This window comes from Kitasatospora misakiensis (assembly GCF_042656005.1).
Classification (GTDB): domain Bacteria; phylum Actinomycetota; class Actinomycetes; order Streptomycetales; family Streptomycetaceae; genus Kitasatospora; species Kitasatospora misakiensis.
This window is the reverse complement of the sequence record NZ_JBHSOF010000061.1, coordinates 12,407-38,193: the sequence shown is the minus strand read 5'-3', so window position 1 is coordinate 38,193 and position 25,787 is coordinate 12,407. Positions and strand designations below refer to the sequence as shown.

21 protein-coding genes and 1 tRNA gene are annotated in these 25,787 nt (G+C 73.5%); 9 read left to right on the top strand and 13 right to left on the bottom strand.

Annotated features, from left to right (window positions below; all coding sequences use genetic code 11):
* The first annotated feature begins 4 nt into the window (after nt 1-4).
* Nucleotides 5-2,029, top strand: a complete 2,025-nt coding sequence (locus ACFP3U_RS32125) for a M3 family metallopeptidase (protein ID WP_380229273.1) — start codon at nt 5-7, stop codon at nt 2,027-2,029.
* Between the two features lie 110 nt (nt 2,030-2,139).
* Here ACFP3U_RS32125 and ACFP3U_RS32120 read toward each other — a convergent pair whose 3' ends face one another.
* The gene (locus ACFP3U_RS32120) at nt 2,140-2,766 is read right to left on the bottom strand and encodes a TetR family transcriptional regulator (protein ID WP_380229272.1); all 627 of its coding nucleotides are present in this window, start codon (nt 2,764-2,766) and stop codon (nt 2,140-2,142) included.
* A 161-nt stretch (nt 2,767-2,927) separates the two neighbouring features.
* Between ACFP3U_RS32120 and ACFP3U_RS32115 the strand changes: the two genes are divergently transcribed.
* Nucleotides 2,928-4,145, top strand: a complete 1,218-nt coding sequence (locus tag ACFP3U_RS32115; protein WP_380229271.1) for an acyl-CoA dehydrogenase family protein — start codon at nt 2,928-2,930, stop codon at nt 4,143-4,145.
* A gap of 37 nt (nt 4,146-4,182) precedes the next feature.
* On the opposite strand, the gene ACFP3U_RS32110 is transcribed toward ACFP3U_RS32115, so the two are convergent.
* The 3 genes from ACFP3U_RS32110 to ACFP3U_RS32100 form a co-directional block, all read right to left on the bottom strand.
* Nucleotides 4,183-4,770 (bottom strand): hypothetical protein, encoded by a 588-nt coding sequence (locus tag ACFP3U_RS32110; RefSeq protein WP_380229270.1) that lies wholly within the window; start codon nt 4,768-4,770, stop codon nt 4,183-4,185.
* 101 nt (nt 4,771-4,871) lie between these two features.
* Nucleotides 4,872-5,684, bottom strand: coding sequence for an enoyl-CoA hydratase/isomerase family protein (locus ACFP3U_RS32105; RefSeq protein ID WP_380229282.1), 813 nt, complete (start codon nt 5,682-5,684; stop codon nt 4,872-4,874).
* Between the two features lie 112 nt (nt 5,685-5,796).
* Complete coding sequence (locus ACFP3U_RS32100; protein ID WP_380229269.1) at nt 5,797-6,477, bottom strand: TetR/AcrR family transcriptional regulator; 681 nt, start codon at nt 6,475-6,477, stop codon at nt 5,797-5,799.
* Between the two features lie 175 nt (nt 6,478-6,652).
* On the opposite strand from ACFP3U_RS32100, the gene ACFP3U_RS32095 reads away from it, so the two are divergent.
* Nucleotides 6,653-8,170, top strand: coding sequence for an MFS transporter (locus ACFP3U_RS32095; RefSeq protein ID WP_380229268.1), 1,518 nt, complete (start codon nt 6,653-6,655; stop codon nt 8,168-8,170).
* An 86-nt stretch (nt 8,171-8,256) separates the two neighbouring features.
* Here the strand turns inward: ACFP3U_RS32095 and ACFP3U_RS32090 are convergent, their stop codons facing one another.
* Nucleotides 8,257-8,817, bottom strand: coding sequence for a GNAT family N-acetyltransferase (locus tag ACFP3U_RS32090; protein ID WP_380229267.1), 561 nt, complete (start codon nt 8,815-8,817; stop codon nt 8,257-8,259).
* Nucleotides 8,818-8,894: 77 nt separating this feature from the next.
* Here ACFP3U_RS32090 and ACFP3U_RS32085 point away from each other — a divergent pair, with 77 nt between their 5' ends.
* The gene (locus ACFP3U_RS32085; RefSeq protein WP_380229266.1) at nt 8,895-9,509 is read left to right on the top strand and encodes a TetR/AcrR family transcriptional regulator; all 615 of its coding nucleotides are present in this window, start codon (nt 8,895-8,897) and stop codon (nt 9,507-9,509) included.
* A 232-nt stretch (nt 9,510-9,741) separates the two neighbouring features.
* Here ACFP3U_RS32085 and ACFP3U_RS32080 read toward each other — a convergent pair.
* Nucleotides 9,742-9,817 (bottom strand) — tRNA-Arg (locus ACFP3U_RS32080).
* A 657-nt stretch (nt 9,818-10,474) separates the two neighbouring features.
* On the opposite strand from ACFP3U_RS32080, the gene ACFP3U_RS32075 reads away from it, so the two are divergent.
* From ACFP3U_RS32075 to ACFP3U_RS32055, 5 genes are all read left to right on the top strand, one after another.
* Nucleotides 10,475-10,990 (top strand): single-stranded DNA-binding protein, encoded by a 516-nt coding sequence (locus tag ACFP3U_RS32075; protein ID WP_380229265.1) that lies wholly within the window; start codon nt 10,475-10,477, stop codon nt 10,988-10,990.
* A gap of 360 nt (nt 10,991-11,350) precedes the next feature.
* Complete coding sequence (locus ACFP3U_RS32070; protein WP_380229264.1) at nt 11,351-12,835, top strand: Cys-Gln thioester bond-forming surface protein; 1,485 nt, start codon at nt 11,351-11,353, stop codon at nt 12,833-12,835.
* Nucleotides 12,836-13,107: 272 nt separating this feature from the next.
* Complete coding sequence (gene ettA / locus ACFP3U_RS32065; protein ID WP_380229263.1) at nt 13,108-14,772, top strand: energy-dependent translational throttle protein EttA; 1,665 nt, start codon at nt 13,108-13,110, stop codon at nt 14,770-14,772.
* Between the two features lie 109 nt (nt 14,773-14,881).
* The gene (locus ACFP3U_RS32060) at nt 14,882-15,319 is read left to right on the top strand and encodes an acyl-CoA thioesterase (protein ID WP_380229262.1); all 438 of its coding nucleotides are present in this window, start codon (nt 14,882-14,884) and stop codon (nt 15,317-15,319) included.
* 95 nt (nt 15,320-15,414) lie between these two features.
* Nucleotides 15,415-16,113: a DUF8010 domain-containing protein gene (locus ACFP3U_RS32055; RefSeq protein WP_380229261.1), complete on the top strand. Its 699-nt coding sequence runs from the start codon at nt 15,415-15,417 to the stop codon at nt 16,111-16,113.
* A 53-nt stretch (nt 16,114-16,166) separates the two neighbouring features.
* Here ACFP3U_RS32055 and ACFP3U_RS32050 read toward each other — a convergent pair whose 3' ends face one another.
* From ACFP3U_RS32050 to ACFP3U_RS32020, 7 genes are all read right to left on the bottom strand, one after another.
* Nucleotides 16,167-16,571 (bottom strand): globin, encoded by a 405-nt coding sequence (locus ACFP3U_RS32050; protein ID WP_380229260.1) that lies wholly within the window; start codon nt 16,569-16,571, stop codon nt 16,167-16,169.
* A gap of 119 nt (nt 16,572-16,690) precedes the next feature.
* Nucleotides 16,691-17,884: an ABC transporter permease gene (locus ACFP3U_RS32045; RefSeq protein WP_380229259.1), complete on the bottom strand. Its 1,194-nt coding sequence runs from the start codon at nt 17,882-17,884 to the stop codon at nt 16,691-16,693.
* Nucleotides 17,881-18,798 (bottom strand): ABC transporter ATP-binding protein, encoded by a 918-nt coding sequence (locus tag ACFP3U_RS32040; RefSeq protein WP_380229258.1) that lies wholly within the window; start codon nt 18,796-18,798, stop codon nt 17,881-17,883. Before ACFP3U_RS32040 ends, ACFP3U_RS32045 begins: the two co-directional genes overlap by 4 nt.
* A 190-nt stretch (nt 18,799-18,988) precedes the next feature.
* On the bottom strand, nt 18,989-19,987 hold the full coding sequence (locus tag ACFP3U_RS32035) for an FHA domain-containing protein (RefSeq protein WP_380229257.1): 999 nt from the start codon (nt 19,985-19,987) through the stop codon (nt 18,989-18,991).
* Nucleotides 19,988-20,282: 295 nt separating this feature from the next.
* Complete coding sequence (locus ACFP3U_RS32030) at nt 20,283-21,638, bottom strand: VWA domain-containing protein (protein WP_380229256.1); 1,356 nt, start codon at nt 21,636-21,638, stop codon at nt 20,283-20,285.
* Nucleotides 21,639-21,900: 262 nt separating this feature from the next.
* A complete protein-coding gene (locus tag ACFP3U_RS32025; protein WP_380229255.1) occupies nt 21,901-23,244 on the bottom strand; it encodes a PP2C family protein-serine/threonine phosphatase in 1,344 nt (447 codons plus the stop codon).
* Nucleotides 23,245-23,247: 3 nt separating this feature from the next.
* The gene (locus ACFP3U_RS32020; protein WP_380229254.1) at nt 23,248-25,785 is read right to left on the bottom strand and encodes a serine/threonine-protein kinase; all 2,538 of its coding nucleotides are present in this window, start codon (nt 25,783-25,785) and stop codon (nt 23,248-23,250) included.
* Nucleotides 25,786-25,787 lie beyond the last annotated feature (2 nt).

Here is a 25,787-nt window from a genome sequence, read left to right as displayed (position 1 = left end):
CCAAATGACCGAGAACCCGTTCTTCACGGCCAGCACCCTGGCCTACGAACTGCCGCCGTTCGCCGAGATCCGGCCGGAGCACTACCTGCCCGCCTTCGAGCGCGGGATGGCCGAGCAGCTGGCCGAGATCGCCGCGATCACGGCCGATCCGCAGCCGCCGACCGTCGAGAACACCCTGGTCGCGCTGGAGCGCTCGGGGACGCTGCTGCGCCGGGTCCGCGGGGTCTTCGACAACCACTCCTCCGCCGACACCACCCCCGAGGTCGACCGGATCGACGCCGAGATCAGCCCGCGGCTGGCCGCGCACCGGGACGCGATCCACCTGGACGCCGCGCTGTTCGCCCGGATCGAGGAGCTGCACGCCCGCCGCGCCGAGCTGGACCTCGACCCGGAGTCGCTGCGGCTGCTGGAGCGCCGGTACACCGCGTTCGTCCGGGCCGGCGCCCGGCTGGGCGCCGAGGAGCAGGCCCGGCTGCGCGGGATCAATGCCGAACTGGCCGCCGCCGCCTCGGAGTTCCGCCAGAATGTATCGGCCGACTCGAAGGCCCGCGCGCTGGTGCTGGACTCCGCCGAGCAGCTGGCCGGCCTCTCCCCGGACGCGATCGCGGCCGCCGCCGAGAACGGCCGGGCGCTCGGGCACGACGGCGCGTACGTGCTCAGCCTGAAGAACTTCTCCAACCAGACCGAACTCGCCGAGCTCACCGACCGCTCGGTGCGCGAGCGCCTGCTCGCCGCCTCGCTCGGGCGCGCCGCCGGCACCAACGGCCCGCTGGCGATCCGGATGTCCGCGCTGCGCGCCGAGCGGGCCCGGCTGCTCGGGTACGACACCCACGCCGCCTACGTGGTGGCCGACGAGACGGCCGGCACCGTCGAGGCGGTCGACGCGCTGCTCGCCCGGCTGGTGCCGCCGGCCGTGGCCAACGCCCGCCGCGAGGCCGCCGAACTGGCCAAGGTCGCCGCCGCCGACGGCGTCGAGGAGATCGCCGCGCACGACTGGGCGTACTACTCGGAGCAGGTCCGGCAGACCTCGTACCAGGTGGACGCGGCGGCGCTGCGCCCGTACTTCGAGCTGGAGCGGGTGCTGCGGGACGGCGTGTTCTTCGCCGCCGGCCTGGCCTACGGGGTGACCTTCACCGAGCGCCCCGACCTGCCCGGCTACCACCCCGACGTGCGGGTCTTCGAGGTGTTCGACGCGGACGGCGCCCCGCTGGGCCTGTTCCTGGGCGACTTCCACGCCCGGGCGTCCAAGCGCGGCGGCGCCTGGATGGACGAACTGGTCACCCAGTCCGACCTGCTGGGGCAGCGGCCGGTGGTCTACAACAACCTGAACATCGCCAAGCCGGCGCCCGGCGAGCCGGTGCTGCTCTCCTGGGACGAGGTGCGCACGCTGTTCCACGAGTTCGGCCACGCGCTGCACGGGCTGTTCTCGGACGTCCGCTTCCCGTACTCCGCGGGCACCGCCGTGCCGCGGGACTTCGTGGAGTTCCCCTCCCAGGTCAACGAGATGTGGATGGTGTGGCCGGAGGTCATGGCCAACTACGCCCGGCACCACGCGACGGGCGAGCCGCTGCCGGCCGAGCTGGTCGAGCGGATCGAGGCGGCGGAGTCCTTCGGCCAGGGCTTCCGGACCGTCGAGTACCTGGCGGCGGCGCTGCTGGACTGGGCCTGGCACACCCTGCCGGAGGGCCAGGAGGTCGCGGACGCCGAGGAGTTCGAGGCGGCGGCGCTGGCCAAGGCCGGTCTCGCGGTGGCGGCGGTCCCGCCGCGCTACCGGACGACGTACTTCGGGCACATCTTCGCGGGCGGGTACAGCGCGGGCTACTACGCGTACATCTGGTCGGAGGTGCTGGACGCCGACACGGTGGAGTGGTTCAAGGGCAACGGGCGGGGCGTGCGGGAGAGCGGCGAGGTGTTCCGGCGGGAGCTGCTGGCGCGCGGCGACAGCCGGGACGCGCTGGACTCCTTCCGCGCGGTGGTCGGGCGCGACCCGGAGACCGGCCCGCTGCTGGCCCGGCGCGGGCTGCTGTAGCGGGAGCTGTTCTAGCGGGGGCGTGCGACGCCCGGCGGCCCGCCCGGGCCGCCGGGCTCGCGCTCGGCGGGCTTCGAGGACGACGCCGACCGCCGTGCCCGGCCGGGAGGTCAGTCGGCCGGGTCCGGGGCCGGGCCGGCGGGCAGCGCGGCGGTCGGCAGGTCGGCGGCGGCGGCGAGCCGGCCCCAGAGCAGGTCGGCGAGGGCCTGGACCATCCGGGTGCGCGAGCAGGGCCGGGCGTCCAGCCACCAGTCGCCGGCCGCCAGCACCATGCCGGTGATGGCCCGGCCCCAGGCCTCGGCGAGCAGTTCGCGGTCGGCGCCGAGGTCGACCTGGTCGGCGACGGCCCGGGTGATCTCCTCGGCGATCTGCTGGAGGGCGGGGGCGAGCGCGTTGCCCGCGCTGCTCGGGTCGCCCGGCTCGGGGTGGGTGAGCAGCCGGTAGACCTGGGGGCGGGCCTCGATCCCGGCGAGGTAGGTGTCCAGCACGTGCTCGACCCGGTCGCGGCGTTCCAGCGGTTCGGCGAGCGCGGCCCGGACGGCGGTCAGCAGCCCGCCGGTGTGGCGCTCGGTCAGCGCCCGGATCAGGCCGTGCCGGTCGCCGAAGTGCCGGTAGAGGATCGGCTTGGTGATGCCGGCCTCGGCGGCGATCGCGTTCATGCTGGCGCCCGGGCCCTCGCGCTGGACGACCCGGTCGGCGGCGTTGAGCAACTGCTCACGGCGGGGCTCTGGGTCCATGCGCTGTTCCTTCGCTTCCCGTGCCGGGCGTTCCGGCGCCGGCGTTGACACCGGTTACCAAGCAGTAGCAGACTCCGACGATGTTACCGGTGGTAACACCCCGGTCGGTCGCACCTTTCGGTCGAACCTTCGGTCGCACCCTTCTTCGGAGGCACCCACCCATGAGCACCTTCTCGCTGGACCCGGGTCCGGACCAGCTCGCCGTCCGCGACTGGCTGCACGGCTTCGCCGCCGACGTGATCCGGCCCGCCGCCGCCGAGTGGGACGAGCGCGAGGAGACCCCCTGGCCGATCATCCAGGAGGCCGCCAGGCTCGGCATCTACTCGCTCGACTTCTACGCCCAGCAGTACTTCGACCCCTCCGGCGTCGGCATCCCGATCGCCATGGAGGAGCTGTTCTGGGGCGACGCGGGCATCGGCCTGTCCATCGTCGGCACCACCCTCGCCGCCGTCGCGGTGCTCGCCAACGGCACCGACGAGCAGATCGGCACCTGGGCGCCACAGATGTTCGGCACCCCGGACGACGTCCAGGTGGCCGCCTTCTGCTCCTCCGAGCCGGACGCCGGCTCCGACGTCTCCGCGCTGCGCACCCGGGCAGTCCACGACGAGGCCACCGGCGAGTGGGTGCTGAACGGCACCAAGACCTGGGCCACCAACGGCGGGATCGCCGCCGTCCACGTGGTGGTGGCCACCGTCGACCCGGCGCTCGGCGCGCGCGGGCAGGCGTCCTTCGTGGTGCCGCCGGGCACGCCCGGCCTCAGCCAGGGCCAGAAGTTCAAGAAGCACGGCATCCGGGCCTCGCACACCGCCGAGGTGGTGCTGGACTCCGTCCGGGTGCCCGGCCACTGCCTGCTCGGCGGCAAGGAGAAGCTGGACGAGCGCCTGGCCCGGGCCCGCGAGGGCGTCCGCAAGGGCGGCCGGAACGCCGCGATGGCCACCTTCGAGGCCTCCCGGCCGGCCGTCGGCGCGCAGGCGGTCGGGATCGCCCGGGCCGCGTACGAGGTGGCGCTCGACTACGCGAAGACCCGGGTGCAGTTCGGCCGCCCGATCATCGACAACCAGGGCGTGGCCTTTCAACTGGCCGACATGAAGACCCGGATCGACGCGGCCCGGCTACTGGTCTGGCGGGCCTCCTGGATGGCTGCCGCCAACCAGCCGTTCACCTCCGCCGAGGGCTCGATGTCCAAGCTCTACGCGGGCGAGACCGCCAAGTGGGTCACCGCGCAGGCGATGCAGATCCTCGGCGGCAACGGCTTCACCCGGGAGTACCCGGTGGAGCGGATGCACCGGGACAGCGCGATCTACTCGATCTTCGAGGGGACCAGCGAGATCCAGCGCCTGGTCATCGCGCGGGCCGTCTCGGGGCTGCCGATCCGCTGAGCCCGGCGGTCGGACTCAGCGGTTCCATCGCGTGGCCTCAGCGCGCGGCCCAGAAGGTGAGCCCGGCCGAGACGGCGCCCACCACCGTGCCGACGACCGTCTGCGCGGTGGTGTGGTCCCGCAGCACCACGCGGGACCAGCCGATCAGCGCGACCAGCGGGTACAGCAGCAGCCACCACGGGGAGAGCGCGACGGCCAGGCAGACCACCGCGCCGCTCGCCACGGCGGTGTGCACCGAGACCTTCCACCAGACGGTGATCACCAGGATCGGGATCAGCGAGGCGAACATCGCCAGGACCGTCGCGGTCAGGTCGCGCGGCGCGTGGGCGGCGAGCATCACCGCGAATCCGGTCGCGACCGAGGCCATGATGAGCGGGAAGATCGTCAGCCGGCGCTGCCGGTGGCCGACGTGCCGGTCGCCCACGGTGCCCTTGCGCATGCCGTACTGGATGAACAGGGTCGGGAGGACGGCGGTGAACACGGCCGCGAACGCGGCCCAGGCGAGGCCGGTCCAGCCGTAGCGGGCGCCGCCCAGCAGGAGCAGCATCGCGATGATGACGTTCTTCGGCTCCAGGCCGTCGGTGGTCCGGCGGGCCCAGGTCGTGGTGGGTGCGGGGGCGGTCATCGCTGTGGTGCTCCAGGGGCAGGTGCGGCTACGGATCAGTCGCATGATCGTACGGCCGGCCTCGGGGCCGCCCCGCCCCCGGAGCCCGCCCCCGGGAGCGGTCAGAAGCGGGGCGGGCGGCGTTCGAGGAAGGCGGTGAGCCCCTCGCGGACGTCGGGGGCCTCGCGGGAGCGGCGCTCCCACGGGGCGAGGGCGGTCGCGGTCTGCTCCGGTGGCACCGCCAGCGCGGCCTTGACGGCGCCGATCGTCTGCGGTGAGCGGGTGGTCAGCAGCCGGGCGAACTCCAGGGCCGCGGCGTCCAGTTCGGCGGCCGGCAGGACGCGTTCGACGAGCCCGAACGCGGCCGCCTCCGGAGCGGACAGCAACTCGCCGGAGAACAGCAGGTACTTGGCGCGGGCCGGCCCGACCAGCCGGGCCAGCCGCAGGGTGGGCACCGCCGGGTAGACCACGCCCAGCTTGGCCGGGGTGATGCCGAGCCGGGCGTCCTCGGCGACGAAGCGCAGGTCGCAGGCGAGCGCCAGCTGGCAGCCGCCGCCGACGCAGGCGCCGTGCACCACGGCGAGGGTCGGGTGCGGGAACGCCGCCAGCGCCTCCTCGGCCGCGACGTTGGTCGCGTGGTACGCGTCGGCGCGGTCCGGATCGCCGTAGACGTCCGCCAGCTCCTCGATGTCGGCGCCCGCGCTGAAGGTACCGCCCGCGCCGGTGACCAGCAGGGCGCGGACGCCCGGCTCCCCGGCCAGCCGCTTCAGCACCTCCGGCAGGGCCCGCCAGATCGCCAGCGTGACGGCGTTGCGCCGGTGCGGGCGGTCGAACTCCAGCACCGCGACGCCGTCCTCGCCGACATGGGCGTTGAGGCCCGCGGTCTCGGTGGGCAGTGGGGCGCGGTCGCGCGTCAGCGGCGGCCGGGTGGCCATGGGCACCTCCGGGAGGGTGTGGGTGCGGCCACTCTTCCAGAGCGGGCCGGCGCGGGTCGGGGCCGGGTCGCGCGGGTCGGGGCCGGCGCGGGTCAGGGCCGGGGTGCCCGGGTCAGGGCCGGGTCGCGCCGTAGCCGCCGAGGCCCCGCTCGGCCAGCGCGAAGGCGCGGTCGGCGTTGGCCAGGGACTCGGGCAGGACGTCCGCGGCCCGCTCGCCGGCCATCATCCGGCGTTGGTTCTCCTCCGTCAGCGTCAGCTGAGTGCCGAGGAGTTGGGCGGCGGCGACCTGGGCGGTCAGCGGGTCGTGCTCCAGGTCCCGGGCGAGCAGCTCGGCCGTGAGCGCCGCCCTGGCCCCGGTGTCGAAGCCGGCGTACGCCCGCAGCGCCAGGACCGGGGTGCGGTGGATCAGCCGGACCACGTCGATCACCTGCTGCTGGTCGCTGAGCCCGGTCGCCGGGTCGAACGCGGCGAGCGCGGCCACGTAGTGGGCGTGCAGCGCGGTCACCGCCGGGACGTCGGGGGCCGCCTCGCGCACCACCCGGGCGGGTTCGCCGATGTGCTGCTCCATCGGCCCGAGGACGAGGTCCTCCTTGGTGACGAAGTAGTTGAAGACGGTCATCTTGGACACCTCGGCGGCGGCGGCGATCTCGGCGACCGAGACCTCGTCGAAGCCGCGTTCGGCGAACAGGGCGATGGCGGTCTGCCAGATCCGGATCGCGGTCTGCCGCTTCTTGCGCTCCCGCAGGCCCAGTCCGGCCTCGTCGGCGTCGCTGCCCACCGCGATTCTCGTCATGAGGTGACTGTACCAGGATCAAAGATGTACCGGGCTGAAGAATTGACCGAGTCAAAAAAGACTGTCATGGTGGAGCCGCGTCGCCCGGTCGGACCGGTCCGGCGCCGGGCTCGACGACACCCGAGACGACGCCCGAGACGACGCCCGAACTCCGCGATCCCTGGGGGGACTTACCATGGCCGCAACCGCGCCGCCGACCGCGCCCGCAGCAGCCCTGATGACCGAGCCGCAGCGCAAGCTGGGCATGCTGCTCTGCCTGATCACGATCGTCCTGGCCGTGCTCGACATGAACATCGTGTCGGCGGCCACCGTGCCGATCGTCCGCGACCTCGACCCCGTCCACGGCGTCGACCGACTGCCCTGGCTGGTCAGCGCGTTCGCCCTGGCCGCCACCGCGCTGCTGCCGCTCTACGGCAAGCTCTGCGACCTCTACGGGGCGAAGCGGGTGCTGATCGGCGCGGTCGGCACCTTCCTGCTCGGCTCGGCGCTCTGCGGGGCGGCCGGCTCGATGGAGCAGCTGATCGCCTTCCGGGCCGTCCAGGGCATCGGCGGCGGCGGGCTGATGAGCGTCACCATGGTGGTGATGGCCCAGCTGAAGGACCCGGAGGAGGACGGCGGCGGGGGCGGCGGCATGGGCGGCATCGTCGGCGGCGGGGGCATGGCCGTCGGTCCGCTGATCGGCGCGCTGCTGGCCGACCACCTCGACTGGCGCTGGATCTTCTACGTCAACCTGCCGATCGGCCTGCTCGTCCTGGTCGGGGCCGTGCTGGTGCTGCGGCTGCCCGCCGGGGCCGGCCGGCGCGGGCTGGACTTCCTCGGCGCGACCCTGGCCGCTGCCTTCGCCACCGGACTGCTGCTGGTCACCGAGTGGGGCGGCCGGACGTACGGCTGGGCCTCGCCGCAGCTGCTCGGCCTGGCCGCGGCGACCCTGCTCGCCTTCGGCCTCTTCCTCTGGCGGCAGGCCACCGCCGCCGAACCGGTGCTGCCGCTCTCGCTGTTCCGCATCCCGGAGGTCCGGATCGGCTTCGCGGTGCAGGGCCTGGTCGGCATGGGCCTGATGGGCGCGATCATGTACGTGATGCTGTACCTCCAGGTCGCCCGGGGCGTCGCCGCGACCTCGGCCAGCCTCTACCTGATCCCGATGGCGGTCGGGATGACCGTGATCGGGATGGTGGTCAACCGGCTGGCCGCCCGCGGCTGGTCGGTCGGCACCCTGCTGGCCACCGGCGCCGCCTGCGCCGCCACCGCGCTGGTGCTGCTCGGGCTGAGCGGGCCGGGGACGTCGCTCTGGCTGATCAGGGCCGAACTGGTGCTGCTCGGCGTGGGGCTGGGGCAGCTGATCGGCCAGCTGATCTCGGTCGTCCAGCTCGCCGCCCCGGCGCACCAGTTGGGCGTGGCCACCACCGGCGTCCGGTTCTTCCAGACCCTCGGCAGCGCGCTGGGCGCGGCGCTCTTCGGCACCGTGCTGGCCCGGGTGTTCGCGTCGAACGAGCCCGGCGTGCCGCTGGGCGCGGTCGGCCGGCTGACCGGCGCGGCCCGGGAGCACGCGGTGGCCGGCTTCGTGGACGCGGTGGACACCGTCTTCCTCTCGGCGGCCGGGGTGATGGTGCTGGCGCTGCTGCTCGCGCTGCGGTTGCGGCGGACGGAGGCGGTCGACGGGCGGGTGCGCGAGGAGCAGGCGCTGGCGGCCTGAACCCCCGAGGGCGCGCGGGGGAGGGGAGCGGGGGAGCGGCGGGGTCCGGTAGAGCGTCCACCGGGCCCCGCCGCCGGGTGCCCGGGTCAGCCGGTGGGGGTGGCCCGGGACTTCCACTCGTGGGTGAGCAGCGACCAGACCTCGCCGTCCTGGTGGACGCCGTTGTGCAGGTAGCTCTCGCGCAGCACGCCCTCCAGGGTGAAGCCCATCCGCTGGGCGACCGCCCGGCTGCGGAGGTTCTCCGGCTTGTTGTGCCACTCGATCCGGTGCATGCCGCGGACGGTGAAGGCGTAGTCGATCAGGTGTCGGACGGCGGTGGTGATCAGGCCCCGGCCCTGGCCGGCGGGCTCGGTCCAGACCCCGATCTCGCAGGTGCCGCCCTTGGCGTCGAACTGTACGAACATCACGCCGCCGACCAGCGTGCCGTCCAGCCAGATCCCGTACAGCCGGGCGGTGTCGGCGGCCTGTCGGTCGGCGTAGCGCTGGAGGACGGCGCGGGCCGAGTCGAGGTCGATGGCCAGGGCGGCCCAGTTGATCCAGGCGTCGATGTGGGCCCGGCCGCGCTCGATGTGCTCCAGGTACTCGGGTGCGTGCCACGGCTCCAGCGGGCGGAGCTCGGCGTTCTCGGCGAGGGGGATGGCGAACATGGGCGTGCCTTTCGCAACGAGGGGTCGGTCGATCGGTGCGTCATGCGTAACAAACGTTTGGTACGTAAGATAACCCCATGACACCGGCCCGTGGAGATCATGAAGCCCGCCGAACCGAAGTCTCGGAGGCGGTCTGGCGAGTGCTGTCCACCCGGGGTTTCGAGGCGCTGACGCTGCGTGCGGTGGCCGCCGAGATGGGGGCCACCACCGGGCTGCTGACCCACTACTTCCCCAGCAAGAAGGCGCTGGTCGCGCACGCGCTGGAGCTGCTGGACCGGCGTTCGCTGGAACGGCCGCGGCGGCTCGCGCCCGCCGACGGGGGGCCGCCGCCGCCCGAGGGGCTGGCCCGGCTGCGGGCGGCGCTGCTCGACGTCCTGCCGCTGGACGGGCCGGGGCGGGCCGGCAACCGGATCTGGGTCGGCTCCTGGGACGTCGCGCTGGCCGATCCGGAGCTGGCCGAGGCGCACGCGGCGCGGTACGCGCGGGCGCGGCGGCTGCTGACGGAGTGCGCCGCGGACGCGCAGCGGCTCGGCGAGCTGCCGGCCGGGCGCCCGGCGGAGGAGCTCGCGGCGGGGGCGCAGGCCTTTGTGCTGGGGCTGGTGGTGCAGGCGATGTTCGCTCCGGCGGAGTTTCCGGCGGAGCGGCAGACGGCGCTGCTGGACACCTACCTGGCGGGGCTGGCCGCGGGCTGACGGCGGCGGCGTCCGGGGCCGGTGTCGGCGGGAGCGGTCCAGGGTCGGTGCCGGCGGATGTTCACGGCGCCGGAATTCCCCGGCGGGGACTTTTCGGCGAGTGCATGACACGCTCGGTCACGGATTGTGCGCGCTGGGTGCCGAAGGGCGGTAGGCCGGTCCCGGGGCGTCCGCAATTGACCGGTACGGGTAATACGCGAACCGTCGGGCGTGGCCGCGGCGCGGTGGTGCGTGGTGCCCCCAGCAGGATTCGAACCTGCGACCTACCGCTTAGAAGGCGGGTGCTCTATCCGCTGAGCTATGGGGGCGGGACGGGCGGCGCCCGGGCGGGCGTGACCGTTGCCGGGATCGGGCGGTGGGCGCGTGGCGCCCGCTGTCCGTCCCCGTGCCTGAGGGTGGGGTGTGGGGGGTGGCGGGCCCCTGCCCTGTCAGGGGACAGGATAAGGGTGCCCCGTTCCTCGACCGGCTGTTACGACATCGTCACGGGTGTGTCGGCCTCGGTGGAGCGGTCCGATAATCGCAGGTGAAGGCCGTGAGTGCAGCGGTCTGGCGGTGTTCCGCGCCGGACGTTGTGCACTCGTTACGGGGCTGTCTGCCCACCCGTTATGGATTCGGCACGGAGAAAGCGCCGGGACCGAGGCCGGCATCGGCGCGGGTGGGGGGCCGCATTCGGGTTCGTTCGGTCGGATGACGTGGCAGGACGGCCGGCGGGGCCACCCCTGGGGGTGGCCCGCGGTCTCCCGGGGCGGCCCGCTGGCCTGCGGTTTGTTGTCATGGCCGCGCAGAGTTGGGGTGCAATCGTCATACAAAGGCTGAAATTCACCCCTGCGGGCGACAGGCGTTTTCCACAGGCCCGAGTTGTCCACAGGATTTCCGATCCGCTATGCGCGGATTTCCCGAGAAGCGCACTCTCAAGGCGCACCGGTCGATTCCGTACGGTGCAACCGGGAGAACGGAGCGTGGCTGTGAACGGGACGCAGGTGACGGTGATCGGAAATGTCGCCACGGAGGTGACGTACACCCAGACCCCCGCCGGGGTGCCGGTGGCGAACTTCCGGCTCGCCTCGACCGAGCGGCGCTACGACCGGGCTCGGGACGGCTGGGTCGACGGCGAGACGCAGTGGCTGACGGTGACGGCCTGGCGGGCGCTGGCGGGTCATCTGATCGGCTCGCTGTCGAAGGGCGACCCGGTGGTGGTGAGCGGGCGGCTGCGGGTGCGGGAGTGGGCGGAGGGGGAGGCGAAGCGGAGCCGGGTCGAGATCGACGCCCGCTGGGTCGGGCACGACCTGAGCCGAGGTACGGCGAAGTTCACCTGGGCGCCGGGCGTGCGGGGTGGGTCGGCGGACGGCGCGGCCGACGGGGCCGGGGCGGCCTTCGGTGAGCCGGTGCCGGGCTGGATCGTGGACGCGCTGCGCGGCCGGCGGTCGGCGGAGGCCGGTGGAGGGCAGGTGTCGGAGGGGGAAGGCAAAGGTGGCGTCTAGGGCCTGACGGGGTGTCGGGCGAGTCGTGTGACTGTCGACAAATATGCGAATCGAGAAGGTCATTGCGCCCGCACGCGCAATGCCGTCCCGGTTAGCGGAATGATCCGGAAATTCTGGCTGCCCGTCAGCTTGTGATGATATTGGGAGGGTTGATAACGATACAGATACGGTATCGTCCTGATTTCGCATGAGGGTTTCGGGGCCTCCGGGGCTCCATAGGATGCGTCTGGTTCACATCGTGAAGCAGCGCCACAGTGGGCGCGGCAAGCAAGGCGGGCTGCCCATGGCATGGCCCGGCCCGGAGGGATCCCAAAGATGTTCCAGAGGCAGGGGCGGACGCTTCCCCGTATAACCACTGTCATGCTCGCGACCGGCGTTGCGCTGGGCGGGGGCCTGTTCGCGGCCGGTGCGGCGGCTGCGGCCGACGCCCCCGGCGGGGCGGTCACGGCAGTGATCCAGCCGACCCTGATGAGCGAGGAGATCGCCATCGAGGGCAGCCACGCCATCCAGGGCGGCCTCTTCACGCTCAAGACCGCCGACGGCGAGATCAAGACGTACTGCATCGACATCGACCACCCGGTCGACATCACCAGCGGGATCGAGTACCAGGAGTCGGACTGGAAGTCGAGCTCGCTCGGCCGCCCGGAGAAGGCCCAGGACGCCTCCAAGATCCGCTGGATCCTGGAGAACTCCTACCCGCAGGTCACCGACCTCAAGAAGCTGGCCGCCGACGCCGGCGTCAAGGGTGAGCTGACCAAGGAGGACGCCGCCGCGGGCACCCAGGCCGCGATCTGGAAGTTCTCGGACGGCAAGAACGCCATCCCGGTCGACGCCGAGGCCAAGCAGCTGCGCGACTACCTCGTCAGCGACAAGAACAAGGGCATCGCCGCCGAGCCGAAGCCGTCGCTGAGCCTCACCCCGGACTCGGTGTCCGGCAAGCCCGGCGGCAAGATCGGCCCGTTCACCCTCAACTCCAGCGCCAACGAGGTGAAGTTCGCCGTCGCCGGCGACTCCGCCGACAAGGTCAAGCTGGTGGACAAGGACGGCAAGCCGGTCACCGACCTGGCCGGCCCGATCCAGAAGGACACCCCGCTGTTCCTGGACGTGCCGGAGGGCACCGCCGACGGCACGGCCACCGTCCAGGCCGCCGCCGAGACCGTCGTGCCCAGCGGCCGCGTCTTCCTCAGCAAGGGCTACACCCCGGCCAAGCACAGCCAGACCATGATCCTCGCCGGCTCGACCAAGCTGAGCGTCAAGGACGCGGCCAAGGCGACCTGGAAGGCCGCCAAGGGCCCGCTGGTCGACAGCAGCGCGGTCGTCGAGTGCGTGTCCAACGGCGTCAAGGTCTCCGTCGCCAACGGCGGCGACGAGGCCGCCAACGTCTCCGTGAAGCCGGGCAAGGACATCACCGTCCAGCCGGGCAAGATCGAGACCGTGGTCGTCCCGGTCGCCGAGGACACCGCCTACGACATCACGGTCACCGGCCCCAACGGGTTCAGCAAGAACTTCAAGGGCGTGCTGGACTGCAAGACCACCAGCGTGACCACGCCGACCCCGACCCCGTCGGCCACCACCCCGAGCACCAAGCCGTCGACGCCGGCGCCGACCACCGCGGCCCCGACGGGCGCCGCTTCGGTCACCCCGAGCAGCACGGTCTCCGCCACCGCCACGGCCGCCCACCCGGCGCCGACCAGCTCGGCCCCCGGCAGCACCGGTGGCCTGGCCCAGACCGGTGGTAGCGACGCCACCCCGATCATCGCCGCCGTCGCCGGCGGTCTGGTCGTGGCCGGCGGTGCCGCGGTCTTCCTGCTGCGCCGTCGCCGCAACGGTGGCAACGCCGCCTGAGGCACCCGCCGCCGGACACCGATCCGGTAGCACCCGGGCGTAGCTCCGCCCGTACGGCCCGGCTCCCCGCACCCCGTGTGCGGGGAGCCGGGCCGCGCCGCGTCCGGACACCGCACATCGCAGCCCGCCGGGTCCGCCCGCCGGGTCCGGGCCGCCCAAGTCGGGCGGGGCCCAAGGCGGGCGGGGGAGCAGCCGTTCGGGGCTCCCGGTCCGGTGCGGCACAATGGAAGGCTGCAAGCCGAATACTCCCGACGACGCCGGAGCGATCTCACGTGGCGGAATACATCTACACGATGCGCAAGGTGCGCAAGGCGCACGGAGACAAGGTCATCCTTGACGACGTGACGCTCAGCTTCCTCCCCGGGGCGAAGATCGGCGTCGTGGGCCCCAACGGTGCCGGTAAGTCCACCGTGCTGAAGATGATGGCCGGCCTGGAGCACCCCTCCAACGGCGACGCCTTCCTCTCGCCGGGCTTCACCGTCGGCATGCTGCTCCAGGAGCCGCCGCTCGACGAGTCCAAGACGGTCCTGGAGAACGTCGAGGACGGCGTCAAGGAGATCAAGGGGAAGCTCAACCGCTTCAACGAGATCGCCGAGCTGATGGCGACCGACTACTCGGACGCGCTGCTGGACGAGATGGGCAAGCTCCAGGAGGACCTGGACCACGCCGAGGCCTGGGACCTGGACGCCCAGCTGGAGCAGGCCATGGACGCCCTGGGCTGCCCGCCCGGCGACTGGCCGGTCACCAAGCTCTCCGGTGGTGAGAAGCGCCGCGTCGCGCTCTGCAAGCTGCTGCTGGAGGCCCCCGACCTGCTGCTCCTCGACGAGCCCACCAACCACCTGGACGCCGAGTCGGTGAACTGGCTGGAGCAGCACCTGGAGAAGTACAAGGGCACCGTCGTCGCCGTCACCCACGACCGGTACTTCCTGGACAACGTCGCCCAGTGGATCCTGGAGCTCGACCGCGGCCGCGCCTACCCGTACGAGGGCAACTACTCCACCTACCTGGAGACCAAGCAGTCCCGTCTCAAGGTCGAGGGCCAGAAGGACGCCAAGCGCGCCAAGCGGCTCAGGGAAGAGCTGGAGTGGGTCCGCTCCAACGCCAAGGGCCGCCAGGCCAAGTCCAAGGCGCGTCTGGCCCGCTACGAGGAGATGGCGGCCGAGGCCGACAAGATGCGGAAGCTGGACTTCGAGGAGATCCAGATCCCGCCGGGCCCGCGTCTGGGCAGCGTCGTCATCGAGGTCGAGAACCTCAACAAGGCCTTCGGTGAGAAGGTCCTGATCGACGACCTCAGCTTCACCCTGCCGCGCAACGGCATCGTCGGCATCATCGGCCCGAACGGCGCCGGCAAGACCACCCTGTTCAAGATGCTCCAGGACATGGAGACTCCGGACAGCGGCACGGTCAAGGTCGGCGAGACGGTCAAGATCAGCTACGTCGACCAGAGCCGCTCCAACATCGACCCGAAGAAGACCCTCTGGGAGGTCGTCTCCGACGGTCTGGACTGGATCAACGTCGGCCAGGTCGAGATGCCGTCCCGCGCCTACGTCTCGGCGTTCGGCTTCAAGGGCCCGGACCAGCAGAAGCCGGCCGGCGTGCTCTCCGGCGGTGAGCGCAACCGCCTCAACCTGGCGCTCACCCTGAAGCAGGGCGGCAACCTGCTGCTCCTCGACGAGCCGACCAACGACCTCGACGTCGAGACCCTCTCCTCGCTGGAGAACGCGCTGCTGGAGTTCCCCGGCTGCGCCGTGGTCATCTCCCACGACCGCTGGTTCCTGGACCGGGTCGCCACCCACATCCTCGCCTACGAGGGCGAGAGCAAGTGGTTCTGGTTCGAGGGCAACTTCGAGTCGTACGAGAAGAACAAGCTGGAGCGACTGGGCGCCGACGCGGCCCGTCCGCACCGGGCCACCTACAAGAAGCTGACCCGAGGCTGACACCCGGTTGTCACAACGGCCCGGCAGACTGCCCTTCGGGGCGGCCTGTCGGGCCGCGGGCCGACCGGCACACACCGCCGCCGGCCACCGAACGTCGAGGAGAACACCCGTGGCACGCCACATCTACGCCTGCCCGCTGCGCTGGTCCGACATGGACGCCTTCGGGCACGTCAACAACGTGGTCTTCCTGCGCTACCTGGAGGAGGCCCGGATCGACTTCATGTTCACCCAGGCCGCCGAGGCCGGCGCGGGCGAGTTCGCGGGCGGCTCCGTCGTGGCCCGCCACGAGATCGACTACAGGCGCCCGTTGGTGCACCGCCCCGAGCCGGTCACCGTCGAGACCAGGGTGACCCGGATCGGCGGCGCCTCGCTGACGGTCGCGTACGAGATCAAGGACACCGCGGCCGACGGCACCGAGACGGTCTACGTCCAGGCGTCCACCGTGGTCGTCCCCTACGACCTGGCCGAGGGCCGCCCGCGCCGGATAAGCCCGGTGGAGCGGGAGTTCCTGAGCCGTTTCATGGACGAGGAGGTCGTCGCGGTCTGACCGCGCACGCCCCCTCCCCGGGCCGCCCGGCCCGGGCCGCCCGGCCCGGGCCCGCCCCCTCGATGCCCCTCGATGTCCGGATGTGAGCCGAAGCGTTGAACAGCACCGCCGCCCTCGCCCTCGCCGACACCGGGGAGGCCGCCGACCTGGCCGCCTTCCTGGTCCGCCTGCTGCGCTTCGACAAGGCGGCGGCGGTCCGGCTGCAGGGCGTGCCGCGACCGGACGGCGGCGGCGTGCTGGCCGTCTTCGGACGGCTGCCGCTGGGCGGTTCCGGCGCGCTGGCGGTGCGCACCGCCCGACTGGCCGGGCCCACCGAGTCGGTCGACCTGACCGTCTCGGCCGGGCAGTTGCTGGACGGCGTCGACAGCGAGGCGAACACCGTCGCGCTGCCCGCTCCGGTGACCGGCCCGGCCTGGGCCGGGCTGCTGCCCCCGCGCACCGGCTGGCGGCCGGTCGGCGCACCGCCCGCCGCCCAGGTGTACGTCGAACTGATGGCCGCCGTGCGGGAGTTCCGCGAGCGCAGCGAGGCCGTCCCGGAGCACCACCGGACCCGCGCGGTGCTCGACGGGCTGGCCGACGAGATCTGGTCCCGCCCGGTCACCGTGCTGCCCGAACTGCCGCTGCGCGCCGCCCACGCGGCCCGGGTGATCGGCTTCCTCGACCCGAAGGCCCCGCTCACCGTGCACCGGGCCGGTGGCTGGCTGCGGCTCTCCGCCCCGGCGGGTTCGGTGGCCGTCCGGACGGCGGCGGCGCCCGGTGCGGGCCTGGGCCTCAGCCCGGTCCGCCCGGCGTAGCGCTCGTCGGCCCGAGGGAGGCCCGAAGAGGCCCGAGGGGTCGAACGCCCCGCTCAGCCCTCGGTGTTGATCATCGAGGCGGCGGCGTAGGTGAGGTAGTCCCAGAGCTGCTGCTCGGCCTCGGCCGGCAGCCCCAACTCGTCGACGGCCACCCGCATGTGCTTCAGCCAGGCGTCGTGGGCCGCGCGATCCACCTTGAACGGCACGTGCCGCATCCGCAGCCGCGGGTGCCCGCGCTGGTCGCTGTATGTGCGCGGGCCGCCCCAGTACTGCATGAGGAAGAGCGCGAACCGCTCCTCGGCCGGCCCGAGGTCCTCCTCCGGGTACATCGGCCGGAGCAACTCGTCCTCGGCGACGCCCTGGTAGAACCGGTGGACCAGCCGCCGGAAGGTCGGTTCGCCACCGACCTGCTCGAAGAAGGTCTCCTCGCTGAGCGTGCCACGCCGGATCTCGTTCACCCGACCATGGTCGCAGACGGCGGCGGGGCCGTACACCGGGACCTGGGGACCAGGACCGGAGGTGTACGACCCCGCGGGGCCTGCTGCGGACGCCGCCGGAACCCGGCCGTCCCGGCGGCTCAGTCCTCCCAGCGGAAGAGCTTCCAGGAGATGCCGGTCAGCACGGCGGCGAAGAGCAGCAGTCCGCCCATGGTCGGCAGCGCGTCCATCACGCCGCCGCCCCGGGTCAGCACGGACTGCGACGCGGTGACCAGGTGGCGCAGCGGCAGCGCCTCGGAGATCGCCTTGAGCCAGCCCGGCATGTCGTCGGTCGGGAAGAACGAGCCGGACAGGAACGACATCGGCAGCACGATGATCTGCGAGATGCCGTTCGCCGCCTCCTCGGTCTTGGCGATCGAGCCGGCCAGCAGACCGATCGACATGAACGCGATGGTCGCGCAGACCACCAGTGGAACGATCAGCCACCAGTCGCCGGTGAGCCGGAGTCCGAAGAACGGCGTGGTGGCCACCACAAGGAAGACGGCCGTCTGGGCCAGCGCCGTCAGCACCGAGACCGCGACCCGGGAGCCGACGATCGCCCCGGCGCTCACCGGGGCGAGCCGCAGCCGGCGCAGCACCTTCTTCTGCCGCCAGCCGACCAGGGTCAGCGAGGCGCCGAAGACCGCGCCGGTGGCCACTGCCCAGCCCAGCAGGCCGGGGGTGAGGAACTGGATCGGCTTGAGCGACTCGTCCTCGACCCGGCTGCTCTCCAGGACGAACGCCGGGGGCTTGCCGCTGGCGGCCTGGTTCGCCTGCTGGACCACGGAGTTGACGATGCCCTGGATGGCGCCGGCGCGGACCTGGTCGGCGGCGCTGTAGCGCACCACGACCTTGCCGTCCGGGCCCTCCTTGATCATGGCGTCGAGGTCGCCCTTGCGGACCTTCTCCAGCGCGGCGGCCTCGTCCGCGCTCTTGGTGATGGTCAGCACCTGCTCCAGGCCGGCCCGGGCCTCGCCCTGGACCGAGTCCAGCACCTGGACGGCGCCGACCTGTTCCACCTTGGCGTGCGGGCTGGAGGCGCCCTTGAGCAGGGTGCCGAAGAACATCAGGAACAGCAGGGGGAAGAGCAGTACGAAGAACAGCGCGGTGCGGTCGCGGACGAAGGCGACCACCATCACCCGGGAGAGGCTGACGAAGGCGGAGACCCGCTCGCGCTCGACCGGCGCCGGGGGCGTGCCGCCCGGGGAGGCCGGCCGCGGGCCGGGGACGGCGGCGGAGTCCGAACCGGACCCCGAGCCCGAGCCGGCCTCCGCGGTGGTGTGCTCGACGCTCATGCGCGGTACTCCCGTCCGGTGAGCTGGAGGAAGACGTCCTCCAGGGTGGCGCCGCGGACCTCCAGGCCCCGCAGGGCGCCGCGGTCGGCCAGCACGGCGAGCACCGGCGCCGGCAGGCGGGTGGACAGCGAGAGGGACACGCCGTCGTCCTCCAGCGAGGAGATCTCGGCCCCGGCGGCGGCGAACAGCTCGCGCGCGGTGTCGAGGGGCAGCAGCCCGGACTCCACACTGATCCGGACGGTGTCGTCGATCTCGCGGACCAGCGCGGCGGGCGCCCCGGTCCGCAGGACCCGGCCGCGGTCCATCACCGAGACGCGGTCGCAGAGCACCTCGGCCTCGTCCAGGTAGTGGGTGGTGAGCACGACGGTGCGGCCCTCGGCGTTGATGTCGCGCAGCAGGTCCCAGAGGTTGCGGCGGGCCTGCGGGTCGAGGCCGGTGGTGGGCTCGTCGAGGAAGACCAGCTCCGGGCCGTGGACCAGGGCGCAGGCGATCGAGAGCCGCTGGGCCTGGCCGCCGGACATCTTGTCGGTCATCACCCCGGCCGACTCGGTCAGGCCGACCCGCTCCAGCATCGCGTCCGCGCGCTTGGGGCCGATGCCGTAGAAGGAGCCGAAGGTGCGGATGGTCTCCCGGGCGGTGAGGCGGTTGAAGAAGGCGGAGGCCTGGAACTGGACGCCGATGCGCGGCAGCAGCTTGGGGTTGCGCGGCCAGGGCGCCATGCCCAGCAGCTCGATCCGGCCCTCGTCGGGCTTGCGGATCCCCTCCAGGATCTCCAGCGTGGTGGTCTTCCCGGCGCCGTTCGGGCCCAGGAGTCCGTAGAATTCGCCGGCCTCGACGGTGAGTGACACCCCGTCGACGGCCTGCACGTCCCCGTACCGCTGACGGATTCCGTCGGCGGATATTGCAGCAGTCATAGCGACTGAGGGTAGGGGCGCCCGGCCGTTGGCGGGAGAGATATGAGCATCATTTGATGATCATTTTTACAACGGTGTCGATTGCCGGACGTGCGCGATCGACCGTGCGGTTCGGCCGGTCCGGCCGGTCCGGTCAGGGGAAGCCCCGGACCGGCCGGACCGAAACGCCGTCGTCCGCGTCCGCGTCCGCTCAGGCGCGGTGCAGGGTGATCGTGGTCCAGGCGCCGATGTGGATCCGGTCGCCCTCGTTCAGCGGGATCGCGGTGTGCGGGGAGACCGGCTCCGCGCCGCCGTTCATCGTGGTGCCGTTGGTGGAGTCCTGGTCGACCAGCACCCAGCTGCCGTCGGGCTGCTCGGCCAGCAGGGCGTGCTGGTGCGAGGCGCCCGGGTCCTCCGGCGCGACCGAGAGGTCGATCTCCGGCACGGTGCCGCGGTGCTGGCTGCGCCGGCCGATCCGCAGCTGGCCGCGCCCGGTCAGCGGGATCCGCCGCTCGGGGCAGTACGGCGGGAAGAACAGGCCGGCCGCCTCCGGACCGCTGCGGGCCATCATGTCGGTGAAGTAGTCGCGGTCGGCCGCGATCACCGCGAACCAGGTGGTCCGCACCGGCTCGGCGGCCGGGGCGTGCGGCGGCTCGGCCTGCGCGGACACCGGCGGGGCCAGGTGGAACGAGGTGCCGAACTCGTCGCCGCGCCGGGCCGGGCCGGGCTGGGCGTAGACCGGGCCGGAGTCCTCGCGCGGCACCGGCACCGGCTGGGGCTGCTGATGCTGGGGCTGCTGATGCTGGGGCTGGAACTGCTGCGGATGGGACTGCGGGTGCGGCTGGGGGTGGGACTGCGGGTGCAGCTGCTCCGGCGGCGCGGGCGGAGCCCCGTACGGCGCCGGGGCGGGCGGCGGGTAGCCGTAGCCGGAGGGCGCGGCGGGCTGCGGCGGGGCCTCGGCGTACGACGGGGCGGCCGGTGCCTCCGGGGCGCCGCCGTACGCCGCCGGGATGTTCAGCGGGGCCGGTGCGGGCGGCGGGGCGGCGGCCGGGAACGGCTGCGGGGCACGCTGCGGCGCGGACAGGTCGTAGTCGTAGCCGCACTCCTCGCAGAACCGCCCGGTCTGCGGGCTGCGGCAGATCGGGCAGATCACCAGGCCCTCGGTGAGGTCGGGGAAGCCCTGCGGGCCCGGCGGCGGGGGCGGCGGCATCGCACCAGGGTGCGGCGGCATGGCACCGGGCGGCGGCATGGCGCCCGGGGGGAGCGTGGCACCGTACGGCGCGCCGGGCCCGCCGTGCGCTCCCGGGGCCCCGGGAGCGCCGGGGAGCGAGCCGGGCGGCGGCGGCAGCGGCTGCGGCGGCGTCATCGGAAAACCGCAGAAGTCGCACCAGTCCTCGGCCTGCGACTCGTGGCCCCTCGGGCAGATCGGCATCAGGTCCCCCCTCAATTCCTGCACGGCCGGGGCTGGGCCCGGCCGGTTCGCGGCCCGGTCGGCGCTTCGGCGGTCACTTCTTCACGCGGACGGTCTTGGTCGACCGGGTCTCGATGATCATCGAGTCGGCCTCGCTCACGTTCTTACGGAACCGAACGGTACCCTCCTTCGGGTCCACCACGTCCACCACCTTCTGCAGCAGCTTGAAGGTGCCGTCGTTCCCGGTCGCGTGCGCGATCCGGACGGCGTCCCCCAGCTTGGCGGTGGCGAGGTGGACGTTCCCCGCGCGGTGCGCCTCCATGCCCTCCCGGACGGCCGCGGCCAGCTCCGCCTGCCCGGTGTAGTGGGCGACCTGCGGGCTGATCCGGGTGGACGAGGCGAGGTCGTCCGTCCAGACCGCCTTGACCAGGCCCTGCGACAGCACCTCGGGCGTCCCCCCGGAGACCGACGGCGGCAGGACCAGGCTCACCCGGGCGGCCAGCATCTCGTTGCCGACCGCCGCGGCCGGGACCTCCACGCAGACGTGGTAGTCGCGGCTCTCGTCGCCCCAGGAGCCGGTCGGGTAGTCGCCGGCCCGCGGACCGGCCTCGGCCCGGCGGGCGGTGAGGTCCTCCAGCGAGGGGGCGACCTGCTTGACGAACTTCACCACCGCGTTGGCGGGCGTCCAGATCCGCAGCGCGACGTCGGCGACCTGCTTGCCCATCGCGCCGGCCATCATCGAGCGGAAGTCCTCGGTCAGGCCGGACGGTTCGGGGACGATGTCGACGGTGCCGAGCAGCGCGGAGGAGATCTTGCGCAGCTCCTCGACCTTCCAGTCGGTGCCGACGCCCCGGCAGTCGGCGGTGAAGTGGCCGGTGACCCGCCCGATCGCCCGCTCCAACTCGGCGGCGGTCTCGTGCTCGTTGTTGCCGTCGGTCAGCAGGATGGCGTGCCGGATCGGGATGTCGCGGCGGGTGAGGAAGAGCTGGTCGGCCTTGGTCAGCCAGCTGCCCATGGCGGTGCCGCCGGCCGCGGTGAGCCGGCGCAGCGACTCCCGGGCCCGGGCCCGGGTCTCCGGCGAGGAGACGGCGAGGGTGCCGTCGCCGGGGAAGACCTCGCGGGCCTCGTGGGTGCCGGCGACCACGGCGAACGCCACGCCGTCGCGGACGGTGTCGATGGCCGCGGCGGTGGCCTCGCGGGCGCCGCGCATCTTGCTCGACGGGTAGTCCATCGACCCGGAGCAGTCCACCAGGATCACCACGGCGGCGGACTGCCCGTCACCGGCCGCCGCGGCGTCGGCGATCCCGAGCGGCCGGCCGCCCGAGGTGCCGCCGCCGGTCGCGGTGACGGTGACGATGGCGTTCACCTCGCGGGCGCCGTCCGCGAGGTACTCGTTCTGGAAGATCTCCACGTCGAACCTGGGCAGGTTCGGCTTCGCCAGTGTTGCCATGGGCCGGTGGCTCCCGTCGGATCGTCGGATGGTGCGCGGGGTGGTGGCCGCGCCGGTGGGACGGGGCGCGGGCGGTCGTGCGGTGCGTGCGTACCGGTACGGAGCGGTGGGTGGCGGTGCGTCCACGTGCGAGCGCGTCCACCTGCGTCCCGGCGCGTCCAGGTACGGGCGGCTCGGCGCGGGCGGCTCGTGCGTGCGGTCGTGGTCGGCGGTCGCGCGGTGGGGCCCGCGCCGAGGGGCGCGGGCCCGGGGTGCGGCCGGGTCAGCGGGCCGGGGGCACCGGCGGGCGGGGCGGGCCGGCGGGCGGGACGGTCGGCGGGACGGCGGGCGGCGGCGGGACCGGGGGCAGCGGGGCGGCGGCGGAGCCGATCACCGGGATGTCCGGCAGGGTCGGCTCGTACTCCTCCTCGTCGGCCGCGCCGCTCCCGGGGGCCGCCCCGGTGGCGGTGATCACCGGCAGGTCCAGCGCGGTGGCGGTCCGGCCGTCCTCCGCCGGGGCCCCGGCCGCCGGCGGGTCGATCGGCAGCACGGCGACGGTGATGTTGTCGTGGCCGCCGGCCGCGACGGCGAACTTCACCAGCGTCTGCGCGGCGGCCAGCGGCTCGGTCCGGGCGTCCGGCCGGACGTAGTACGCCAGGTCGGTGGCCGCCTCGGCGTAGTTCCACAGCCCGTCGGTGCAGATCAGCAGCACCCCGGGCACGTGCGGGGTGAAGTCGAGGGTGTGCGGCACGACCTCCTCGGCGTCCGCGCCGAGCCAGCCGGTGATGGCGTGGGCGCGCGGGTCCGCGTACGCCTCGGCCTCGCTCATCAGCCCTGCCTCGACCATCCGGGCGGCCCAGGAGTCGTCCTGGGTGAGCCGGAACGGCTCGGCGGCGACCCGGTCGTCGGGGATCCAGTAGGCGCGGGTGTCGCCGACCCAGCCGATGGTGATCCGGCCGCCGGAGGCGATCGCGCTGACGTAGGTGCAGGCGGGCGCGTTGAGGTCGGGCCGGGGCGGCCGGGTGCCGTCGGTGGCGAGCGCGGCCACCGCGTCGGCCGCGTCGGCGACCGCCCGGACCATCGCCGCGGTCGGGTCGGTGCCCGCCTCCAGCGAGCTGAGCAGCGACTCGGAGGCGGCGTCGACCGCCGTCTCGGAGGCCTGGTCGGGCCGGTCGGAGGAGGAGACGCCGTCGCAGACCACGGCCACCACGACCGGCTCGCCGCCGGGCAGCGAGGAGGCGGCGACGGTGAAGGAGTCCTCGTTGCGGTGGTGCCGCACGCCGCGGTCGCTGACCCCGGCGACGCCGGCCAGCGCCTTCTCCATGTGGTCGCGGGGGCGCGGCTGGGCGCCGCCGCAGGCCTCGCAGTAGCCGTCGGGGGTCACCTGGTGGAGTCCGCAGTGCGCGCAGGCGACCGCGCTCTGCGCGGCGGCCTGGGCGGGCACGGCCGGCGTGTTGGGCAGGGTCGGCGGGTGGTCCTCGTCGCCGGCGGTCCGGGTGGCGGACCAGCCGGCCGGCATCGCCCCCGGGGCGGGACGGCCGTCCCGACCGACCCCGCAGGACCCGCAGAAGACGTCCTCCGGGTCCATCGGCTCGGCACAGCTCTGGCACACGGTCTGCTGCGGCATCAGTTACACCCACGTCCTGGGACGGGCCCGGTTGGCCCGCTCCACCATCTCGATCCTGGTCTCGGCCCGGTCGGCCAACCGGGCGAGTACCCGGTAGGACTGCTCCAGGGCGAGCCGCAGTTCCCGTTCCACCGCGGGCCGTCCCAGCACGTTGACCTCGCCCGTCGCCCGGCCGTGGCTTGCCCCGCCGGGGGAGCCGGCGGTGACCCAGCCGAGCGCCGCGCCGAGCACTTCGACGGCGAGCTCCTCACGGCGTCGGTCGTCCAGGCGCAGCGCGGTCAGCTGCTCGGAGCTCGCGCCGAGGTCGGCGCCGAGCGGGTCGGTGGTGGGCCGCTCGCGCAGCCGGGCCCGGACGGCGGCGATCCGGGCGGCGGTGTACTGGCTGGAGGTGGCCGGGACGGTCTCCAGGACGGCGACCGCCCCGGCCCGGTCGTCCTCGGCGAGCCGGACCCGGGCCAGCCCGAAGGCGGCGCTCAGGTAGCCCTGGTCGGTGCTCCACACCAGACGGTAGAACTCGGCCGCGTCGCCGCCGTCGCCGAGGAGTTCGGCGCAGACGGCGAGGGCCAGCTTGGGGGCGGCCTCGCCGGGGAAGGCGTCGTAGACGGCGTCGAAGGCCTCAGCGGCGGAGCGCAGGGCCTGCTCGCGCGCGTCCGGTGCCGTGCCCTCCGCGCCCGTCGCACCGGCCTCGGCGGCGGTGACCAGGGAGGCCAGGCCGCGGTACCAGACCACCCGCCAGTCGTCCGGGTGGTCCTGCTCCAGTGCGGCCAGCGCCTCGGCGGCCTGACGCTGCCGGCCGAGTTCGAGCAGGGCCCGCAGGGCCCGCAGCCGGCGCTCGACCGAGTCGGCGGGGGCGCCGTCGAGCGCGGTGAGCGCCTCCTCCGGGTCGGTCGCCAGCAGGGTGGCGAGGAAGCCGGCGTTCGGGTCGGCCGGGTCGACCCGGGGGACGGGCAGCGCGAGCGCGGCGGCGGCCGGGTCGACGGCGGTCAGCCGCAACTCCCCGGGCCGCACCGTGGGGGCCACCAGCTCGGTGTCGACGACCCGCAGCTCCGGGCCGAACAGGGTGGACTGCGCGGGCCGGGCCCGGCCGTCCTGGAGCGCGAGCACCTCGCGCAGCACGCCGGTCAGCTGGTCGGCCATCTCCTCGGCGGAGCCGAACCGGCGGGCCGGGTCCGGGTCGGTGGCGCGCACCAGCAGGCGGTAGTAGGACTCGTAGGCGGCGAAGACCGGGACGAACTCCGGTCCGGGCAAGGTCTCCCGGTAGGTGGTGGAGTACCCCTGGAAGTCGAAGCTGAGGACGGCGAGGGTGCGGGCCACCGTGTAGAGGTCGGAGGCGGGGGAGGGGCCGTCGGTGGCGATCTCGGGCGCCTGGTAGCCGATGGTGCCGTAGATCGGGCCGTCGTCGTCGAGGCGGCGGACGGCGCCCATGTCGATGATCTTGAGCGTGTCGCCGCTCTGCAGCACGTTGTCGATCTTGAAGTCGCAGTAGACCAGGCCCCGGGAGTGCAGGTAGCCCAGCGCGGGCAGCGCCTCCAGGGCGTACGCGATCGCCTGCTCGACCGGCAGCGGGTCGCGCCGCCCGTCCGCGCCGCGGCGCTCGTTGGCGATGTCCTTCAGGGACTTGCCGCCGACGTACTCCATCACGATGTAGCCGTCGGTGGCGCCGGTCCGCAGGTCCGGGTGCTCGGCGAAGTTGATGATGCGGACGATGTTCGGGTGGTCCACCTCGGCGAGGAAGCGGCGCTCGGCGACGGCCACCGCCAGGGCGTCCTCGTCCCCGGTGTCCAGCAGGCCCTTGAGCACCACCCACTTGTCGTTGACCCGCCGGTCCACCGCCAGGTAGATCCAGCCCAGCCCGCCGTGCGCCAGGCAGCCCACCACCTCGTACTGCCCGCCGACCAGGTCGCCGCGGCGCAGCTTGGGGGTGAACGAGTACGGGGTGCCGCACTTGGTGCAGAAGCCGTCCGGGCGGCCCGGCGTGCCGTTGCGCTCCCGGCCCACCGGGGTGTCGCACTTGGAGCAGAACCGCTTGCGCTCCGGCACCTCCGGGTTCTCCAGCACCGCCTCCGCCGGATCGGCGTCCGGGACGGAGGGCACCGTCACCAGGCCGGCGCCGAGCCGGTGCCGGTTGGCGGTGGCGCTGCCGCGGCTGCTGCGCACCGAGACCGAACGGCCGCTGCCGGTGCGGGTCGAGCGGTGCGAGCGGGACCGGCCGGACAGGGTGCGGGACGAGGAGCTGCGCACCGAGCCGCTCCGTACGGATGTGCTCCGTACGGAGGAGCTGCGGGCCGAGCCGGCGCGTCCGGTCGGGGCCTCGGGCGCGGTGAGGCCGCACTCGTCGCAGTAGCCGTCGGCGTCGATGGTCCCGGCGCAGTCGCGCGGGCAGGGGTCACCCGGCCCGGTCGCGCCCGCCGTCCCGGTGGCGGACCCGGTGGCACGCACCGAGGAGGTGCTCACCGGGGCGAGCCCGCACTCGTCGCAGTAGCCGTCCGCGTCGATCGTCCCGGTACCGCCGCACTCCGGCCGCACGCACGTCTCGCCCATCA

Excerpts from the sequence above, each read along its gene's own strand:
- ACFP3U_RS32100 (WP_380229269.1), bottom strand. The coding sequence starts at position 6,477 with ATGACGAGAATCGCGGTGGGCAGCGACGCCGACGAGGCCGGACTGGGC.
- ACFP3U_RS32025 (WP_380229255.1), bottom strand. The coding sequence starts at position 23,244 with ATGCCGCAGCAGACCGTGTGCCAGAGCTGTGCCGAGCCGATGGACCCG.
- ACFP3U_RS32105 (WP_380229282.1), bottom strand. The coding sequence starts at position 5,684 with ATGGCCACCCGGCCGCCGCTGACGCGCGACCGCGCCCCACTGCCCACC.
- ACFP3U_RS32020 (WP_380229254.1), bottom strand. The coding sequence starts at position 25,785 with ATGGGCGAGACGTGCGTGCGGCCGGAGTGCGGCGGTACCGGGACGATC.
- ACFP3U_RS32090 (WP_380229267.1), bottom strand. The coding sequence starts at position 8,817 with ATGTTCGCCATCCCCCTCGCCGAGAACGCCGAGCTCCGCCCGCTGGAG.
- ACFP3U_RS32125 (WP_380229273.1), top strand. The coding sequence starts at position 5 with ATGACCGAGAACCCGTTCTTCACGGCCAGCACCCTGGCCTACGAACTG.
- ACFP3U_RS32045 (WP_380229259.1), bottom strand. The coding sequence starts at position 17,884 with ATGAGCGTCGAGCACACCACCGCGGAGGCCGGCTCGGGCTCGGGGTCC.
- ACFP3U_RS32110 (WP_380229270.1), bottom strand. The coding sequence starts at position 4,770 with ATGACCGCCCCCGCACCCACCACGACCTGGGCCCGCCGGACCACCGAC.
- ACFP3U_RS32070 (WP_380229264.1), top strand. The coding sequence starts at position 11,351 with ATGCTCGCGACCGGCGTTGCGCTGGGCGGGGGCCTGTTCGCGGCCGGT.
- ACFP3U_RS32120 (WP_380229272.1), bottom strand. The coding sequence starts at position 2,766 with ATGGACCCAGAGCCCCGCCGTGAGCAGTTGCTCAACGCCGCCGACCGG.
- ACFP3U_RS32035 (WP_380229257.1), bottom strand. The coding sequence starts at position 19,987 with ATGCCGCCGCCCCCGCCGCCGGGCCCGCAGGGCTTCCCCGACCTCACC.
- ACFP3U_RS32040 (WP_380229258.1), bottom strand. The coding sequence starts at position 18,798 with ATGACTGCTGCAATATCCGCCGACGGAATCCGTCAGCGGTACGGGGAC.
- ACFP3U_RS32085 (WP_380229266.1), top strand. The coding sequence starts at position 8,895 with ATGACACCGGCCCGTGGAGATCATGAAGCCCGCCGAACCGAAGTCTCG.
- ACFP3U_RS32030 (WP_380229256.1), bottom strand. The coding sequence starts at position 21,638 with ATGGCAACACTGGCGAAGCCGAACCTGCCCAGGTTCGACGTGGAGATC.
- ACFP3U_RS32115 (WP_380229271.1), top strand. The coding sequence starts at position 2,928 with ATGAGCACCTTCTCGCTGGACCCGGGTCCGGACCAGCTCGCCGTCCGC.
- ACFP3U_RS32095 (WP_380229268.1), top strand. The coding sequence starts at position 6,653 with ATGGCCGCAACCGCGCCGCCGACCGCGCCCGCAGCAGCCCTGATGACC.